14 protein-coding genes are annotated in these 17,762 nt (G+C 41.1%); 4 read left to right on the top strand and 10 right to left on the bottom strand.

Annotation, left to right across the window (positions count from 1 at the left end):
• Nucleotides 1-38 precede the first annotated feature (38 nt).
• The 4 genes from Q4546_RS05280 to Q4546_RS05265 form a co-directional block, all read right to left on the bottom strand.
• Nucleotides 39-257: a DUF2986 domain-containing protein gene (locus Q4546_RS05280; protein ID WP_102436820.1), complete on the bottom strand. Its 219-nt coding sequence runs from the start codon at nucleotides 255-257 to the stop codon at nucleotides 39-41.
• Nucleotides 258-462: 205 nt separating this feature from the next.
• Complete coding sequence (locus Q4546_RS05275) at nucleotides 463-918, bottom strand: hypothetical protein (protein WP_102436822.1); 456 nt, start codon at nucleotides 916-918, stop codon at nucleotides 463-465.
• A gap of 152 nt (nucleotides 919-1,070) precedes the next feature.
• Complete coding sequence (locus Q4546_RS05270; RefSeq protein WP_102436824.1) at nucleotides 1,071-1,427, bottom strand: glutathione S-transferase N-terminal domain-containing protein; 357 nt, start codon at nucleotides 1,425-1,427, stop codon at nucleotides 1,071-1,073.
• 199 nt (nucleotides 1,428-1,626) lie between these two features.
• Nucleotides 1,627-4,776: a DUF748 domain-containing protein gene (locus tag Q4546_RS05265; RefSeq protein ID WP_303445834.1), complete on the bottom strand. Its 3,150-nt coding sequence runs from the start codon at nucleotides 4,774-4,776 to the stop codon at nucleotides 1,627-1,629.
• Nucleotides 4,777-5,107: 331 nt separating this feature from the next.
• Between Q4546_RS05265 and Q4546_RS05260 the strand changes: the two genes are divergently transcribed.
• From Q4546_RS05260 to Q4546_RS05245, 4 genes are all read left to right on the top strand, one after another.
• Entirely contained in the window at nucleotides 5,108-5,539 is a 432-nt protein-coding gene (locus Q4546_RS05260) for a GNAT family N-acetyltransferase (protein ID WP_102436828.1), read from the top strand.
• A gap of 89 nt (nucleotides 5,540-5,628) precedes the next feature.
• The gene (locus Q4546_RS05255; RefSeq protein WP_102436830.1) at nucleotides 5,629-6,330 is read left to right on the top strand and encodes a DUF445 family protein; all 702 of its coding nucleotides are present in this window, start codon (nucleotides 5,629-5,631) and stop codon (nucleotides 6,328-6,330) included.
• Nucleotides 6,331-6,417: 87 nt separating this feature from the next.
• On the top strand, nucleotides 6,418-6,768 hold the full coding sequence (locus tag Q4546_RS05250; RefSeq protein ID WP_102436832.1) for a VOC family protein: 351 nt from the start codon (nucleotides 6,418-6,420) through the stop codon (nucleotides 6,766-6,768).
• Nucleotides 6,768-6,962 (top strand): DUF1289 domain-containing protein, encoded by a 195-nt coding sequence (locus tag Q4546_RS05245; protein ID WP_102436834.1) that lies wholly within the window; start codon nucleotides 6,768-6,770, stop codon nucleotides 6,960-6,962. The genes Q4546_RS05250 and Q4546_RS05245 overlap by 1 nt, the downstream gene beginning before the upstream one ends.
• 103 nt (nucleotides 6,963-7,065) lie before the next feature.
• Here the strand turns inward: Q4546_RS05245 and Q4546_RS05240 are convergent, their stop codons facing one another.
• The 6 genes from Q4546_RS05240 to Q4546_RS05215 form a co-directional block, all read right to left on the bottom strand.
• The gene (locus tag Q4546_RS05240) at nucleotides 7,066-7,557 is read right to left on the bottom strand and encodes a GNAT family N-acetyltransferase (protein ID WP_303414242.1); all 492 of its coding nucleotides are present in this window, start codon (nucleotides 7,555-7,557) and stop codon (nucleotides 7,066-7,068) included.
• A 153-nt stretch (nucleotides 7,558-7,710) separates the two neighbouring features.
• Nucleotides 7,711-9,375, bottom strand: coding sequence for an asparagine synthase B (gene asnB / locus Q4546_RS05235; RefSeq protein WP_303445833.1), 1,665 nt, complete (start codon nucleotides 9,373-9,375; stop codon nucleotides 7,711-7,713).
• 438 nt (nucleotides 9,376-9,813) lie between these two features.
• On the bottom strand, nucleotides 9,814-11,496 hold the full coding sequence (locus Q4546_RS05230; RefSeq protein ID WP_303445832.1) for a M28 family metallopeptidase: 1,683 nt from the start codon (nucleotides 11,494-11,496) through the stop codon (nucleotides 9,814-9,816).
• Between the two features lie 202 nt (nucleotides 11,497-11,698).
• A complete protein-coding gene (locus Q4546_RS05225) occupies nucleotides 11,699-12,445 on the bottom strand; it encodes an HAD-IIA family hydrolase (protein ID WP_102436842.1) in 747 nt (248 codons plus the stop codon).
• A 184-nt stretch (nucleotides 12,446-12,629) separates the two neighbouring features.
• A complete protein-coding gene (locus tag Q4546_RS05220; protein ID WP_102476605.1) occupies nucleotides 12,630-15,440 on the bottom strand; it encodes an FAD-binding and (Fe-S)-binding domain-containing protein in 2,811 nt (936 codons plus the stop codon).
• Between the two features lie 71 nt (nucleotides 15,441-15,511).
• Complete coding sequence (locus tag Q4546_RS05215; RefSeq protein WP_303445831.1) at nucleotides 15,512-17,164, bottom strand: L-lactate permease; 1,653 nt, start codon at nucleotides 17,162-17,164, stop codon at nucleotides 15,512-15,514.
• Nucleotides 17,165-17,762: the final 598 nt, after the last annotated feature.

The raw sequence follows: 17,762 nt of genomic DNA, 5'->3' as shown, positions 1-17,762 counted from the left end.
TTTTTATAAAGGTCTTTTTATAAAAACCTTTGTGGCGATTAAGCTTGGGTATTTTCCTTGGCTTCAAGCACTTCAGCTGCAGAGTTGTTGTCTGCTGCTAACAATTGTTGCTCTTCTTCTAAAGCAATTCGCGCTCGCTCAGCTTTTGAAATATAGCCAACCTTTGGATTTTTTTGCGGATTATCCGGCGTAATTTTATTTTTTTTGGCTTTAGCCCGCTTGGCGGTCTTTTTTATCATTAGCTGTTTTCTGTTCATGATACTTGGTAACTCTTTTAAAAAGTGCCAGCAGGGCACGATTTGGAAAATAAAATTAGCTAGTGGTGCGCTAAGCTAAATGTCTTGAATAGCGCTAAGTTTAGCGCAATCTACTATGGGTATACAGTATAACTGCGTTATTTATTGATCTTGTGCTAATTAGCCAGTTTGAATGTTAATGGAATTAACATTTAGGCACCAAAGGTTAATACTTACGGCTAAATTTCTGAATGTCGGCTGCAGTTGCACCATCATTGCATTCGCCTCGAATCTCACCTCTGCCTTCACTGACATTGCGATGAAGTACAATATAGCCTTCTTTACAGTAGCCATTCATATCGAGGGTTTTCTCTAGACCTAAATCCACCTGAGCACTCCATAGCGCCAAAAAGTCGGCTCGACGCTCCTGTTCTCTTGCATAACTGCGGGCATCTTGCTTACGGCGATCAACACGCTGCTGATGTGGCAGTGGATCTTCTATACCGCGGTCTGTTGCATTAGCGACCTTAGCTTTATAAGTAAATAGTTTGATGCCTTCGCCTTTTATTGATGAGCTAAAGGTATCTCTATATTTACCTGCGAATAATTCGGGATCGGGTGCTTGGGTTGCACATGCACTGAGGAGTAATGTACTGGTAAGCGTAAATAAAAACTTGAACACTAAATTAATCCTTCTGGATTTTATCTGTAAAAAATAGCTGTCAGATATTGGCGATGGATGATTGGGGGCTTGAGGCTGCTTGTTATCAAGGGCGTAAAACAAATGTACTGGCTTAAATCAATTCAAGCCAGCAGTTATCTCAATAAAAGCGCTTAAGCGTATTGTTTCGATAAATAAGCAATAATGTCCTTAGACTCATACATCCACTGAGTTTGACCATCTTGTTGTATTTTTAAACATGGCACTTTTAAGTGACCGCCTTCATTAACCAGTTGCTGTTTATGAACGTCTTGTTTGGCATCAACTGTAGCAATATTAAGGCCTTGGCGGCGAATTGAACGGCGCACCTTAACGCAAAAAGGACAAGCGGCATATTGATAAAGGGCTAACGACTTTGTTTGCTCATCAATTTTAGCTTGTTCAATGATAGGTCGCTGACGCTTTTTAGGAGGGAAAACAAAGTTAAGTAATAAGATGATACGGCCAAGGATCCAACGAATGACAAACATACTGCTTCCTTAAATATTCAGTTTTAATAATTGATCTTGTTATTTTATGTAATGGATTAAACAGCTTTTGCGATAATCCATTTTTACCGCAATCCATTTTGCCACAGTTTACGTGATGTTTATCACAGAGAACAGCACTGTATCTATTACAGTGCTGTTCTAAAATGTTAGTGACGCTCTGTTTTGAATCGAATTTTACTTAGTTAGCATCCAGACTTAAGGTCGCTAAGGCCGCATTTTTGTCGGTATTGACTCTGCTTTCTAAAATAAACACTCGACTTGGGTCGATTTGAGCCTGCTCTACCAAAAAGGTTTTAACCGCGTTAGCACGTTGCTGAGCTAATTCGCCGAGTTCGTCTTCTGAGATATCTTGCTGATTAAGAGTAAAGTTATATAAAGCGATGTGCCAGCGGGTTTGAAGCTCGACACTGTCAATTTGTGGGTGCTCTTCACTAATGGCTTGTTTAATTAACTGCGGATCTAGTTGTAAATCTGATTGATATAAAGCTATTAATGCGTCAGTTAATGGCCCTTGCTGAGGGTATTGGCTAGCAGATAAATCCGCCGGTAATTCCTCTGCGGGTATTTGTGCTAATTGCGCCAGCTTTTGATGTAACTGCTGTACTTGCAAGGCTTGTTGGTCGTTAACTAAATCAACGTCACCTCTAACATTAAGCTTCAGTAGCGGTCTATCGTTAAGGGCCTTTGCCAGTGATGTTAATGTGCTTTGCTGCTTATCAGTAATATCAAATTGACCATAATCAAATGCAATTTTATCCATCTCGTCATCATCACCGCCAACTAAACCTGCCAACAGTGAAAACGGCGCTGTGATGGCTTTGGTAATGACGTTAGTGATAGCGGTCATCACAATGCCGCCAATGCTGAAACTTGGCGAGTCTAAATCACCATCAACATCAACCCCGAGGTCTATCACACCATGTCGGTCTTGTAATAGGGCAATGGCTAAGGTGATAGGCAAAGAAGTGGCGAGGGAGCTATCCGTGGGTTTACCCAGTTGTAATTGATCAATAACCAAATGATTACTACCCACTAATTGATTATTTTCTAGCTGATAATTAAGCGCTAGCGACAATTGGCCCTTGTCGATGTAATAGCCCGCGTAGGTACCAGAATAGGGGTTAACTGAAGTGAGCTCCACCTTATTAAAGGCTAAGTTTAAATCAAGGTATGGGTTAGCTAATAGCGGGTTTACATCGCCTTTTAACGTCACAGGGGCATATTTATCGATTTTACCGGCTAAATCAACTGAAGCTCTAGTGTCTGGATTGGAAGATAATTGGGTGATCTCACCATTAAGTTGCTCAATTCCTGAGGCAAAGTTTGGTGTTAATGAATTATCGGCAAAGAAGGCGGAGCTATCTTTAAAAGCAACTCTATTAATCGATAAGTTAAATGCTGCTTCAGTGGTATCTGAGGTGGCGACTTGGGCGTTGATTTGCGCTTTTGCCTCATTGTTTGAAGATAATGCGGCCTCTGCAGTTGCTGCTTCGGTGACGATCGTACTATCAGCGGGCTGAACTTGGCTAACGACTAAATCGGCAATGTTAGTGCTTCTATCTTCAGCAATGATCAAACGGCTAAATAGGGTATCAAACAAGATTTCATCAATGGACAGGGATTTAGCGTGTTGATCAAACTTAAGCTCACTAACAGTCATCGCTTGCCAGTTTAGCAGAGGCTGTTTAAGCAAATTATCTTTTATCTTTAAATCAATGATTGAAGCTTGGCCTTGATAGATTAATTTATCCTTAGTATCGGCACTGATATGACCTTTGGTACTGAAAAAACCGGATTCAAGGGTGATGTTCATAAATGGCGATATATAGGGCTGTAACTTAGCTAAGCTGGCATTTTGATAATCAAGTTCGGCTTCTAAATTGATATTTTTAGCATCAAATTGGCCGCTAGAATCAATGCGGCTTTGATTATTGATATCAACGCCCATCTGGTAGCTTAGGGGTAATGATAGATCAGATTTAAATTGCTCTGTTGACAGTGATAAGCCACTAAACAGCCAATAATTTTCAAGCTCAGTGGCAACACTTTCAGTGACTTCAATTTTATAGTCACTTAGGTTCAGTTTATTTAACGTGACTAGCCATTGTGGTTCACTTTCAGTATTTGAGTTTGGCTCAATGACGTCAGTGTTAGCGTTTTTAGGTGCATTAATCGTTGAATTAGCTGCAGGCTCTGAGGTGCCTAAAATGTGCTCAAGCTGTTCAAGTTTTGGTGAGAATAAATTCACGAAATTGATATTCTCTGGCGCTGCAGTAAGCCAGAAGTCAGCATTGTTTGTTTGCAGCTCATTGATATCAATGCTGCGCTTGGCCGTTGATACGGTTATCCCATTAAGAGCAAGTAAACCAATACTGGCTACGTTTCTGTTAGCATCTTTGGCGGTTAAATTTTTTAGGGCAAAATCAGTGTTTGTTAGTGAAACTTCTATTGGGGTGTCAGGGCTTTTTTGCGTGATTAAAAAGGTGCTATTGAGCTTGATATCAGCTGATGTCAGGCTAGCCTCAAATAAGCTATCGACCAAACGCCAATAAGGCGTTACTGACAGTGAATTGACATCCAATTGGCCATTAACTATCAGTGGGCTAAGTTGCACTTGGCCATTGAGGGTAATTTTACCGGTTTGATTATCATCAAGCTTCAATGAAAATTGATTGGCGTTAGTGCTGCTATCTAATAGCGCCGTGGTGCTAAATTGCTTTAGTAATATTGATATCTCGTTATAGCTTAAAGCTGAATCGGTAATGGCATCGGTAATCTTAATATTTGCATTGGCAAAAGTGAAATTGTTGATGTTGAAGGAGATAGGGTCACTGTCATTGGGCTCTGGTTTAACTTCTTCATCAATCGAATTGTTGGCTAAGGTGGTGACAATATCTGAAAAATTATATTGGTAAGCACTATTAGAACCGTTAGCGCTTGACGCAAATCTTGCTAAGGCGACATCAGTACCATCAATAGTCAGGTAGTCTAGTGATACATCTAAGTTAAAAAGAGACTTCCACACCATAATATCGGTGGCAATATGGTTAATGTGCATGAAGGTGTTAGCTGTGTCATCTTCTGCGATATTGATGTTATCGACACTCAATTCAAAGCTGAAAGGGTTAATCTTGATGGCTTCAATGCTGACATCTCTACCGAGTAAAGCTGATAGGCTTTTAGGCAGTTGTTTTGTTGCGATAAAAGGGATTAATAATCCTAATATCATGACAAAAATCAGATACAACATCGCAGTGTAAATGACGATTTTTTGGTAACGAGGGCGCTGTTTGAATGCTAATGTTAACGCTTTTAAAGATGACTTCATAAACATCGAGCCTATTGCTGAATAATGGCTATAGTTGAATTTAGACATTTTAACCAAATTAAGGTTCAGTTACTCGTCGGTTTTAAAACTTTTTTACAATTTATCTTCATTTGCTTTTTAAATAGACAATTGCGAGGTTGCAAATTAAGCTTATGTATTAATGAATAATTTCTTCATTTAGATTTTTGGGCTGCTGTGGTATCAAATTACCTGTCTTGGTTAGCTATATAGATTAATCAATGCTTTATCTCGTGGTGTAATAGCCAAGGGTAATTTCTTACTCAGATGTAGCAACTGTATGGTTTGATTCTCTTAAAAAAAGGATGCAAGGATGCAAATTAGACTCGCTTCTGAACTTGATCTCAATGTTCTAGTCACATTATTTGATGATTATAGGCAAAGTTTAGGCTTTAATGCTGAACCGCAAAAATGTCGCCACTTTGTTACCTCCCGTTTAGCTGAAAATGATTCGATGATATTCGTGGCGTTAGAAGATGAACAAGCATTAGGCTTTGTTCAGTTATACCCATCCTATTCTTCTTTATTATTAAAATCGGTTTGGTATTTTGATGATGTGTTCGTTGCTGAAGAGTTTCGAGGCAAGGGGATCGCGACTGCTCTGCTCGATAAAGCTAAAACGTTAGCACTAGGCACAGAGGTCCTTTTTGTAAAACGAACTCAGGTCAATAAAAATGAGCTAAGCTCAAGCTTGACGAATATGACTGAAGTTGAGGGAATGTACCTTTACCACAGTGAACCTTAGTTATAAATTTTATTATTGAGTCAGCCCCTAGTATAACCTTTGGAAATTGATAAAATGCCAAAGGTTTTTTTATGTCCGAGGATTTTAGATTGAACAAGAGTTTAATAGTCAATGTCATCGCCGCTGCATTAGTTGTTGCGGGGCATTTTTTAGCTTTACCAGTGGTTTTTACTATTGGTTTATTTGCCTTGTCAGGCGCAGTGACAAACTGGCTGGCAGTGCATATGTTATTTGAAAAAGTACCAGGCTTATATGGCTCAGGTGTGATCCCATCTCGCTTTGAAGAGTTTAAAGGTGGCATTAAGCATCTGATGATGGAGCAGTTTTTTACTCAAGAAAATATTGATAGATTACTGACGGAAAATAATGCTTCAGCAATAGACTTAACACCCGTTATTGAAAAGGTGGATTTAGAGCCATCATTTGATGCGTTAATCACTACAGTAGAGCAATCCTCATTTGGTGGAATGCTAGCAATGTTTGGCGGTACAGAAGCTTTAATACCGTTAAAAGAGCCTTTTATCGAAAAAATGAAGCTATCGCTGACTGACCTTGCTCAAAGTGAAGCGTTTAATCAAATCCTTATAAACGAGTTAGAACAGCCCAACGTGATGGCGGACTTACAAGCGAAAGTCGCAAATATTGTTGAGCAACGTTTAAATGAATTAACCCCAGAAATGGTTAAAGATATTATTCAAGAAATGATCCGTAAACATTTAGGCTGGCTGGTTGTTTGGGGCGGCGTATTTGGCGGTATCATTGGTGCTGTAGCGGCGTTAGTACAAGCGTAAGTTTTCTTGCTTTGCTCGATTAATAATCGACAATAGTCCTAATCTCCACTACTTTTAAGCGAGTGAGATTAAATTGAAGGAGTGCCAATGTCCCAGCATCATAAGATTAACTATATCGAATTACCGGTTAAAGACTTGATCAAGACAAAGGCATTCTTTACCGAAGCATTTGGTTGGCAATTTAAAGATTACGGCCCTGAATACAGCTGCTTTTTAGATGTAGGTATTGAAGGCGGCTTTTATGTTGCTGATGAAAACTTCAAGGTGAGCCGTGGTAGCCCACTTATCGTGTTATACAGCCAATGTTTAGAAACTAGCCAGCGGAACATTATTGCTGCTGGTGGCAGTATTGTTAAAGCGATATTTAACTTTCCTGGCGGAAAACGATTTCATTTTGACGATGTTAACGGCAATGAATATGCCGTTTGGTCAGAATAATGATCGCCTCCAGTGGCCCGAATGGCCCACGTAATCCTTGTATGGCAAATTGCTGCTTAGATGAAGCTGATATTTGTCTTGGTTGCCACCGAAGCTATGATGAAATTCTTGCTTGGCATACTATGAATGATGCTGAAAAATTGGCTTTAGTTGATAGTTTAAAAATTAGGGCAGAGCAAAGAAAGCCCTATTAATCGAGCGATTAAATTTATGCTGATTAAAAAGCGCTGCTAAACGACATGTTTAGCAGCGCTTTTTGGATAATGGGGCTTTTAAATCATCATGGGTTTAGAGTTATTATTCGATCTCAGTTTTGAACAGTTTGAAGCCGCGAGCTTGATAATTGAGTAAGGCACTAGGATGATCTAAAGAGCAGGTATGAACCCAGACGCGTTGGGTGCCTGAAAGTGCCCATGCATTCTCAATGGCTTGGCTTAGTAAATAACCGCCCATTCCTTGGCCGATAAAACGATTGCCTAAACCAAAATACATGATTTCAACGTTACCCTGTGCTTGTTGTTGCAGCTCAAAGTAGCCCGCTGGTGAGCCTTGAAAATAAGCCACATACAGATGCAAGTTGTCAGCCTCGCTGTAAGCTTGCCATTGCTCATCAGTCCAAGACAACTTGTCGGTCCATTGCCAAGCACTCCCCACAAACTGATATAAAAATTTATTAAATTCAAATTGTTGTTTTTCAGCTTTGATGACGGTGAGATCTTTAGCATCTAATTTGGGATTGAATTGTTCAAGGCAAAGCATTTCAAGATGAAAAATGGAAACGGCAGTCATAGTGGCTTTTTATATGGTGGAAGTTGTAGCTGCAGTTTAACTGGAAACAAATAAAGTTTGAATTGAATCATTAATGAAAATTGGTGAACAGTAACTAAAACAGCCACCTATAATTTAGATGGCTGTTAAATGACTTATGACACTAGATTATGCTTAATAAGCACTGTCATGCACATTTTTAACGGCACGGCCTGATGGGTCGTTAATGCCTTGTAAGCTTGCATCCCAAAGTAAGGCTTCAGGGGTTGAGCAGGCTACCGTTTTGCCTCCTGGCACTGTTTCGGCTGCGGTTTCTAGGGGGAAGAACTCTTCAAAGAAACAGCGGTAGTAATAAGCTTCTTTAGATTCTGGGGTGTTGTATGGGAATCTAAATTTAGCATTTGCGAGCTGCAAGTCATCAACTTGTTCTGCGGCAATATCTTTTAGGCCGTCAATCCATGAATAACCAACACCATCACTAAATTGCTCTTTTTGACGCCATACCACTTCATGGGGAAGAGCGTGTTCAAAGGCTTCACGTAAAATGTTCTTTTCAATGCGGCCATCTTTAGACATCTTGGCTTCGGGGTTAATGCGCATTGCCACATCCATAAACTCTTTATCTAAGAATGGTACACGGGCTTCTAGTCCCCAAGCTGCCATGGCTTTGTTAGCACGCAAGCAATCAAATAAATGTAATTTATCCAGCTTTCTGACTAATTCTTCATGGAATGCCTGTGCATTTGGCGCTTTATGAAAATACAAGTAACCACCAAATAATTCATCAGCCCCTTCGCCTGACAGTACCATTTTAATACCCATAGCTTTAATTTTACGGGCCATTAAATACATAGGTGTCGCCGCACGAATGGTGGTGACATCATAAGTTTCTAAGTGGTAAATCACTTCTTTAATCGCATCTAAACCTTCCTGGAAGGTGAAATGAATTTCATGGTGAATAGTGCCAATTGAATCAGCAACTTTTTTGGCAGCGATTAAATCTGGTGCGCCTTCAAGTCCCACTGCAAATGAATGCAGTTGCGGCCACCAAGCATCGGTTTCACCGTCGTTTTCGATACGATGCTTAGCATAAGTTTGAGTAATCGCTGAAATTACCGATGAATCTAGGCCGCCAGATAACAATACCCCATAAGGGACATCAGACATTAATTGACGTTTTACAGCGGCTTCTAGCGCATCACGTAATTCTTCTTTGCTGGCTGGGTTATCTTTTACTGCGTCATAATCACGCCAGTCACGGTGATAATACTGGGTTAAATCGCCATCTTTTGAGAAATGGTAATGGCCGGGTTTAAATTCTTCAACGGTTTTACATACTGGCATTAGAGCTTTCATTTCTGATGCAATATAGTAGTTACCTAAGCTATCGCGGCCTGAATACAATGGAATAATCCCCATGTGATCACGGCCAATTAAGAAGGCATCTTGAGTTTTATCGTAAAGCACAAACGCAAAAATACCGTTTAATTTATCTAAAAAACCGACACCGTATTCTTGGTATAAGGCCAAGATAACTTCACAATCAGAGTTGGTTTTGTAGCGGTATTTGTCGCCTAACTCAGCTTTCAGTTGTTTGTGGTTATAAATTTCACCGTTAACCGCCAGCACAATGGTTTCGTCTTCACTGATTAATGGCTGAGCGCCATGATCGACATCGACAATGGCAAGTCTTTCATGGGCAAGAATGACTTTATCATCGGCATAGACACCAGACCAGTCTGGTCCACGGTGACGCAATAGCTTAGACATTTCTAAAGCCACTTGACGCAATTCTTTAGCGTCTGATTGGATATCTAAAATCGAAAAAATTGAACACATAATGTGGCTCCAGCAAATATCAGGTTAAATCTAATTTAAAAGGTCACTTAAAATTGATGATTACAAACTTAAGGATCTGTATCTGAAATCTACTTTGACAGCATTTTTATCAGTGTACAAACTCTTTTGTTGAATTATTCTTGTTAAATTAGCCTTTTGGTGCAGCAAAATCTAACTTTGAAGCTATCTATTTTGAGGATCGTTTAAATATAGTGAGTTTTTGTTGAGGTATCTATATTTAACGGTGTGGATATAGACTCAGATTTTATGATTATGGAATCAAAATTAATAAATATAAAACCAATAAAAACATTGTTATTTTGGGTGTTATTTGTACAAAAATGCCGCTTTATGATTAACACAAAACGGCATTGCTGATTTTATCTTTTTATTGGCATGCTCAAATTAAGCGCCAAGTTCACGAAAATTTATTTGGCCCTAGTTGGTTATTGACTCAGTTTTCGCTGGTCGAAGGCGATTAAACTCAGAAGCTTCATAGTAACCAGGCCAATCTTGGCTGTTGGCTAATGTTTCTGCCGCTTGGTAGTACACGCTAATATCTTGCAGCGCGCCTGATAAGTCCCACTCTTCACGGTAATGATCACAGACGTTGTGGTAGCAGCCTTTCATTAACTTTTGCATTTGCTGTTTGTATTGGGCAGTTTGCTCATCTAACGGCACACTACCACCACCGGCAAATACAGCTGGGACACCGAGTTTTGCAAAGCTGAAATGATCTGAGCGGAAAAAACCACCTGATGCAGGATTGCGTTCACGGGTGACCGTTCTATTTTGCGATGTCACTATCTCTGTTAAATAGCGTTCAAGTTCAGATTGGCCTTTACCCACTATGGTGTAATCTTGGGTTTTACCATAAACATTGGTGCTGTCTAAATTAAATACCGCCACCGATTTATCAATAGGATAGATAGGGTTCGCGGCATAATAGCGTGAACCTAATAAGCCTTGCTCTTCACCTGTGGTGGCAATAAAGGTAACTGAACGTTGTAAGGGGTTTCCTGCTTTTGCCTGTTTGGCAAACTGGCGGGCAATTTCCATAATACCCGCGGTGCCAGTGGCATTATCAAGTGCGCCATTGTAAATATTGTCGCCGTCTTTAGTTGGGTCAACCCCAAGGTGATCCCAGTGAGCTGTAAATAACACATGTTCATCTGCGGCATCGCTACCTGGTAAGGTGGCCACAACATTGTAACTGTCGGCATACTCTGCCTTGCTGCTAAAGGCGATATCTGCGCTTTGCTTAAGATCGATGTTTATGGCGCTGTTAGCGGCTCTGGCCATTAAAGTATCAAGCTCAAAGCCTGATTTTTTGAATAAGGCAGTAGCGCTGTCCATGGTTATCCAACCTTCAACCGCAATGCGCTCATCTTGTACCGCTTTACTGAATACCAAGTCTTGCTGTGGACCTGTCCAGCTATTTTCAACAACTGACCATGGATATGCCGCAGGTGCAGTATCGTGAATGATGATAGCGCCTAAGGCGCCTTGGCGGCTGGCTTCTTCGTACTTGTATGTCCAGCGACCGTAGTAGGTCATTGCTTTACCGTTAAACTTTTTCGATTCTGGGTTAGCAAAGCCTGGATCATTAACTAATATAACGGCAATTTTACCCGTCATATCAAGACCGTCATAATCATTCCATTGGTATTCTGGAGCGTTAATACCGTAGCCAACAAACACTAATGGGGCATTGCTAATATTGACTCCGCCTTTATCATGGCGGGTGCTTAGGACGATGTCTTTGCGATATTTAAGCTCAATGCCGGCTAAACTGACCGCTTGTTGCTCACTGGCGGTGTAACTGACCATGGGCACTGGTTGTAGATAACTGCCTTGATAAGCCCCTTGTAAGCCCATTTCTTCAAAAGCTGCTGTTAGGTAATCTAAGGTTAATTTTTCGCCGTGAGTTGTTGGCGCTCGGCCTTCAAATTCATCTGAGGATAAGGTTTTAATATCTTGTCTAAAACGCGCTTCATCAAAAGTGATGGTGCTGGTTTCTGCTGCTAATTGCTGACTTTGTAAACTTTGATTGGTATCAGTACTTTGTTGGCTGCAGGCGCTTAAAAGGGTAAGTGCGCATAAGGGGAGTATTTTCTTCATAGGTCTTATTCCTATTGTTATCGTTTTTATGTGTTATTGCAGGTTTACAGGCTATATTTGTAGACGATATTTCAGACAAAACTACAGCGGCATAAAGGCAATAAAGATTATTGTAGCCGCATAATGAATCAAGCCTATGCATCACACAAGAGCATAGGCTTGAAATTATGTTACCTAATGTTAATCAACAGGAAATAATGGCTTAAACCACATCAATATCGCCTGCGCATTTGAACACATGGTTAGGTCTAAATGGCTCTTTATCAATGTCGGTAAATTGACTAACGCCACTGGTAACCAAGATGGTTTCTAGTCCCGCTTGAAATCCAGCTAAAATATCCGTGCGCATGTTATCGCCAATAATGATGGTGTTATCTGAATGACCTTTTATGTGATTAAGTGCTGAGCGAATAATCCACGAACTGGGTTTGCCCACATAAAAAGGCATTTTGCCAGTGATACGCTCAATGGGTGAGCATAATGCGCCGCATGCAGGACTATAAGCTGGCCCGTGAGTATCAGGATTGGTGGCAATAAAACGCGCTCCTGCAGCTATAAATTTTGATGCTTTATGGATCATGTCCCAGTTAAATGAACGGGTTTCACCGACAATTACAAAATCAGGATTAATATCTGTGATGGTAAAGCCTGCATTGTAAAGTTCATGGGTGAGGGCGCCTTCACCAATCACATAGGCTTTACTGCCTTGTTGATGCTTTAAAAAGTCAGCGGTGGCCATGGCTGAGGTATAAAAACAGGTTTCAGGAACGTTAATGCCTGCAGCGCCAAGGCGATTTTGTAAGTCTTTTCCGGTTTGCACAGGGTAATTGGTGAGAATAACCAGTGGGTTGCCTTGTTCAAGTACCCGATGAATAAACTTGTCACTTCCTGGTATGAGCTTGTTGTCGTGCAGTAAAACGCCATCAATGTCGCAGATAATATTTTTCATACACTCGCCTCGAGTCTTAATCTTTAATGCTATCCATAAAAGGTTTTTTGCCCATTCATACAAACATAATTTGCGCGATAAATCATCTAAATCAATCGAGGAGGTCGTTTTAATTGGCACAAAAAAAAGCACTGAATTGATAATATCAACTTCAGTGCTTTTTATACTTGCTTAGCTTAAATGCCTAGCGAGTACATTCTTCCAGTAGGTATGCTAAATGGCGATACGAAATGCCACTGTGCTGGGTCAAGCCCACTTCACAGGTTCTGTTAGCGTAGTAACCTTCTTTGGTTTCAGCTGGGATCAGCTTTTTAATATTACGCAGGGCGCTGGCATTAATTTCTGGTTTATAAAGACCTTTTTCACCGGCATAACCACAACAAGCAATACCATCTGGCAATACCACTGTTTCAGAACAGGCATCAGCAATGGCTTGAAGTTTTGGCTCAAGTTTCATCTTGCGGGCACTACAACCTTGGTGCAGGGTCACGCTAGATTTCTTGGTGATACTTGGTTTAATGTTCGGCAAAATATTGTCGTGCATGAACTCAACTAAATCTGTAATCGCTACTTTAGGATTACCGGTTAGAGTGCGATAAGTACAAGACAATGCGTCAACAAGCACAGGGACTTTACCGTTTTCGCTTAGCTCACTCAGGGTATCAATCAGTTCATCACGCTTAGCATCCGCATTTTTGAAATCACCTTTTGACTCCCACAATTGGCCACAACACAGCTCACGAGTATTGTCTGGGGTGATCACGTTGTAGCCTGCACGTTCTAGCAAAGTCACAACTACTTCTGGCAGCGTTACCTTGTTAGGGTCTTTTGGTGTCGGGCCAAAAGTACGACCGCCACATGCAGGGAAGTACAATACCGTCTGCTGACCAGGAATATGAGCCGATGGTTTAGCGACTTTGCCGCCCTTAGGAAAGTCAGGATTCCAATATGGCACTTCTTTAGTGATCATACGGCCGACATTCATAATTGAGTTGGTGACACCATCACCAGTGATTTTATGAATAACACCTAAGGCGTCAAAGCCTGTACTGATCGCTTGGTTAACTAAACCAAAGTGATTAGCTTGAAAGTCGAGTACTTTTTGCTCTGTCGTAGTAATGTGCGGAGTACGCAATTTACGCACCAAATTACCCATGCTGTTGTCAACTGGACAAGCAATAGTACAAAGCTGACAAGCTGCACAAGTATCAATCACGTCATACTTTGAGCTGACGCGCATTGCTTCGGCGGCTTCTTTTTCACCCGATTGCTCTAAACGCTCAATTTCACGCAAGGTTGCGATACGTTGACGAGGGGAAAAGTTTAGCGCTGAAGTTGGGCAGGTTTTTTCACAAAAACCACACTCAATACAACGATCGACAAAGTCATCCACAACTGGGCAAGGTTTAATATTTTTAACATGAACTTCGGCGTCATCGTTTAATAACACACCTGGGTTCAATAACGTGGTTGGGTCGAAAATATGCTTAATTTGTTTCATTAACGTATAAGCATCAGCACCCCATTCCATTTCTACAAATGGCGCGACAGCACGGCCGGTACCATGCTCAGCTTTCATTGAGCCATCGTACTTATTAATCACCATTTCAGCCACATCTTCCATAAAGGCATGGAAGCGCTTGATATCAGCGTCGCTGGCAAAAGTTGGGGTGATAATAAAGTGGAAGTTACCTGCCAATGCATGGCCGTAAATAACCCCTTCAGGGTAGCCGTGCTTATGGAATAGTGCGGTTAAATCAGCCGCAGCTTGTGCAAGGTGTGGTAATTCAAATGCCACATCTTCAATGATAACTGAAGTACCTTTTGGGCGCGCGCCGCCAATAATTGGGAATAACCCCGAGCGCATTGCCCAGTATTTACTAAATACCGCAGGGTCGGCACTGAAGGTAATTGGGCGCTCAGTTTTAATATGAGCTATTTTAGCGGTTACTGTTTCAGTGTATTGCGCTAAGGTTTCTGAGTCATTAGCGCGACATTCGATAAGTAAAATCGCCGAACCTTCAGGCAAATGTGACAACCACTCTGGCATGCCAGGTTTACCTGTTACGGCTTTAATCGATGCCCAGTCAAGTAATTCTACTGCTGCTACCGCATCAATGTTTAATGGTGGTACGGCGCTAGCGGCATCTTCCATACTGAAAAATACTGCCATGGCAGAAGCTTTAAATTTCGCTTCTTCCACAGTGTGGTAGGTCACTTCATTAACGAAAGCCAGTGTGCCTTCTGAGCCCACAATCAAGTGGTTAATGATGTCAAATGGGTCGCTATAGTCAATTAACGCATTGATACTGTAACCCGTGGTATTTTTGATAGAGAACTTTTTCTTAATTCGCGCCGCAAGGGTAGGGTTATTTTGCGTCATTTCTGCTAAGTCCATTAACGACTGCAGTAACTCACCATGTGTTGCTTTAAATGCGGCTTTAGACTGATCACAGCCAGTATCAAGTTCAGTACCATCGGCAAAGATTAACTTAGCTGATGCAATGGTCTGATAAGAGTTTTGCGCAGTACCACAGCACATACCCGAGGCATTGTTAGCGACAATACCGCCAATTTTGGCAGAGGTTAAGGTTGCTGGATCTGGACCGATTTTCTTGTTTAATGGCTTTAAGGCTGCGTTAGCATCAGAGCCGATAACTGCTGAGCCTAAAGTGATTTTTTGGCTGTCTTCAGTGATTTCAATTTTTCTGAAGCCATCATGACCTAAGATAAGCAAAATACCTTCACCAATGGCTTGGCCTGATAAACTGGTACCAGCAGCGCGATAAGTCACAGGGACTTGATGTTTATTGGCAATTTCTAGCGTGGCTTTAACTTGCTCGACGTCATCTGCATGAACAACAATTTCAGGGACAATTCTGAAATAACTTGCATCTGTTGACCAAGCGAAACGACGTACAGGGTCGTTACTAACGGCATCTTTGCCTAACTTAACCAATAACTCATCCATGACTGTTTGATAATTAATAGTCATATTTTGTACTCATATTTTGTTATCTACAATGAGAGCAAGCAACCTGATGATTGCTTGCTATTAATTCAATCTTAGAAACCGCCCCAAGCGACTGCGATAGTACCAGCAACAAAGGCATAAACTAGTGCGATAGGCATGGTCTTACGAATGATTTCTGATTCGCGACCTGCCATGCCAACAACAGTAGCAGCAGCAACAACATTCATGACACACATCATGTTACCTGCGTTAGCGCCAATACCTTGGAGTGCTAAAACTAGCGCATGGTTCATTCCAATGTTGTCTGCAACAGAATATTGTAGTCCAGAGAACATCATATTAGAGAAAGTGGCAGAGCCAGATAAGAACGAACCGAAGATACCTACAACCGGTGCTGTCCATGCCCATACCGCGCCCATAGTGTTAGCCAGTAAGTCAGCTAGTGCTACAGGCATTGATGCTAAGTTTGCGCTGTTTTCACCTGAGTTAAGGAAAATTTTCACCATAGGTACTGAAGCACCTAAAGAAATAATCGTAGGCAGCATTGAAGAACAAGATGTGGTGAATGATTGCTTAATAGATTTGCTATTCATTTTGAATAATACAAAACCAATTAAACATACCACGATAAAGAAAATACCAGGGGCATAGAAGGTCGCAAAACCTGCTTTTAATTCAGTACCGAGTAAGCCAGTCCAGCTGATATTGAAGCTGTTTAAGAAGGCTTTGAATGGTTCAACAACACGTGACAAGACCAATAACGCAGCCATGATGAGGTAAGGAGACCATGCTGCCATTTGGCTGAATTTAGCAGGGGTAGCAGACTGCTCTGTTACCGCGGCATTATCAAAGTCAGATTCAGCAAAATCATGCCAAGGTTTTGATGGCAGTAACCAACCTTTTTTAGCTACTGGAATAACCACAGCCATGCCGACTAATGCACCAATCACTGATGGGAATTCAGGACCTGCAAAATAGTTAATTAACCAAGCGGGTACAGTGAATGCTAGGCCGGCAAAAATAGCGAACTTCCAAACTTGAAGACCTTCAAGGAAAGACTTGTTTCTACCAAAGAACCCGGTTAGTACGCACACCATGACCAAAGGCAATAAACTACCAGTGATTAAGTCAATGGTGATCATGTGCATTGCAATATACTGAGCGTAGTCAGCAAAATTACCGCCATGTTGGCCGATTTGAACAGCAGCCATGTTCACGCCGCCTTCAGTTAATCCTTGCTCGATACCAAATAGCACAGGCAAACCAATAGCACCAAATGACACAGAGGTTGAGTCAGCGATCAATGCCACAACGGCAGATGCAATCGGCGGAACACCCAGTAACACTAATAGTGGCGCACCAATCGCTGCAGGGGTACCAAAACCAGCTGAGCCTTCAATGAATGAGCCAAACAACCAACAGATAATAATGACCTGAACACGAGCATCAGCACTAATATTGGTAAAACCAGCGCGGATAGTATCCATTGCACCAGAATATTTAAGGGTGTTAAGTAAAAATACAGCACCAAAAATGATGGTGAGAGGAGTGAGTGCGGATAACAGTCCCTCTACCACTGAGGCGGCGATTAAAGTGGTATCCATTTGCCAAATAAATAAAGCAGCTAAGCCGGTAGCTACCATAGATATCGGCATCGCTTTCGATGCGGGCATACGTAATAAAACTAAAAACACCATGACACTGATGATTGGTGTCAGACTTGCGAGCAGTTGTAATATGGTCATGCGTACCTCTATTGGAGTGCATATTATAATATTTTAGATTTTTACTAGTTTAAGTGACTTTGTTAACGAAAGCGTAAACCCATTATTCGCTTTTGCTAAAGTGGCTACAATAGACTGCATTTAGGGATGTTGCTTTTTGATCGAGATCATCTAGATGAACATTGTTTAATACTCTAGCTCAAAGTGTGAGCTGTAATTGTAGCGGGTATTGCTTATAGTGATGAAGATCTCATTTTTAGCGTGGTTACAATGCAATTATTCTGTAATTTTGTGTTAAAGAAGTTAAATTGTCTGTTGTGATTGTTTGCTGCTCAAGTATTTTATGGCTTTTGATAAGCCCCCCCAAGGCTCTTTTTACTGCCTAACTGACGTCATCAATATCTAAGAACTCAATTTTTGAGTTAGCCCCAAAGAGGTATAATTCAAGGTGATTATTTAACGTTAGCTATTTTATCTCTTCAGAATCCGCCTTGTGGTCAAATCCGCTGACACCTTTATTTTATCGCGACTACCCGCTTTACATTTCTTTAACTTGTCTTGACGTAGTTTGGCTAGCTTTTCATATATGATGATTTAAAAACAATGTGTTGATTAAAAA

Origin of the sequence: Shewanella sp. 4_MG-2023 (assembly GCF_030548015.1) — a bacterium.
GTDB lineage: Bacteria > Pseudomonadota > Gammaproteobacteria > Enterobacterales > Shewanellaceae > Shewanella.
This window is presented reverse-complemented; position numbering and strand designations above follow the sequence as displayed.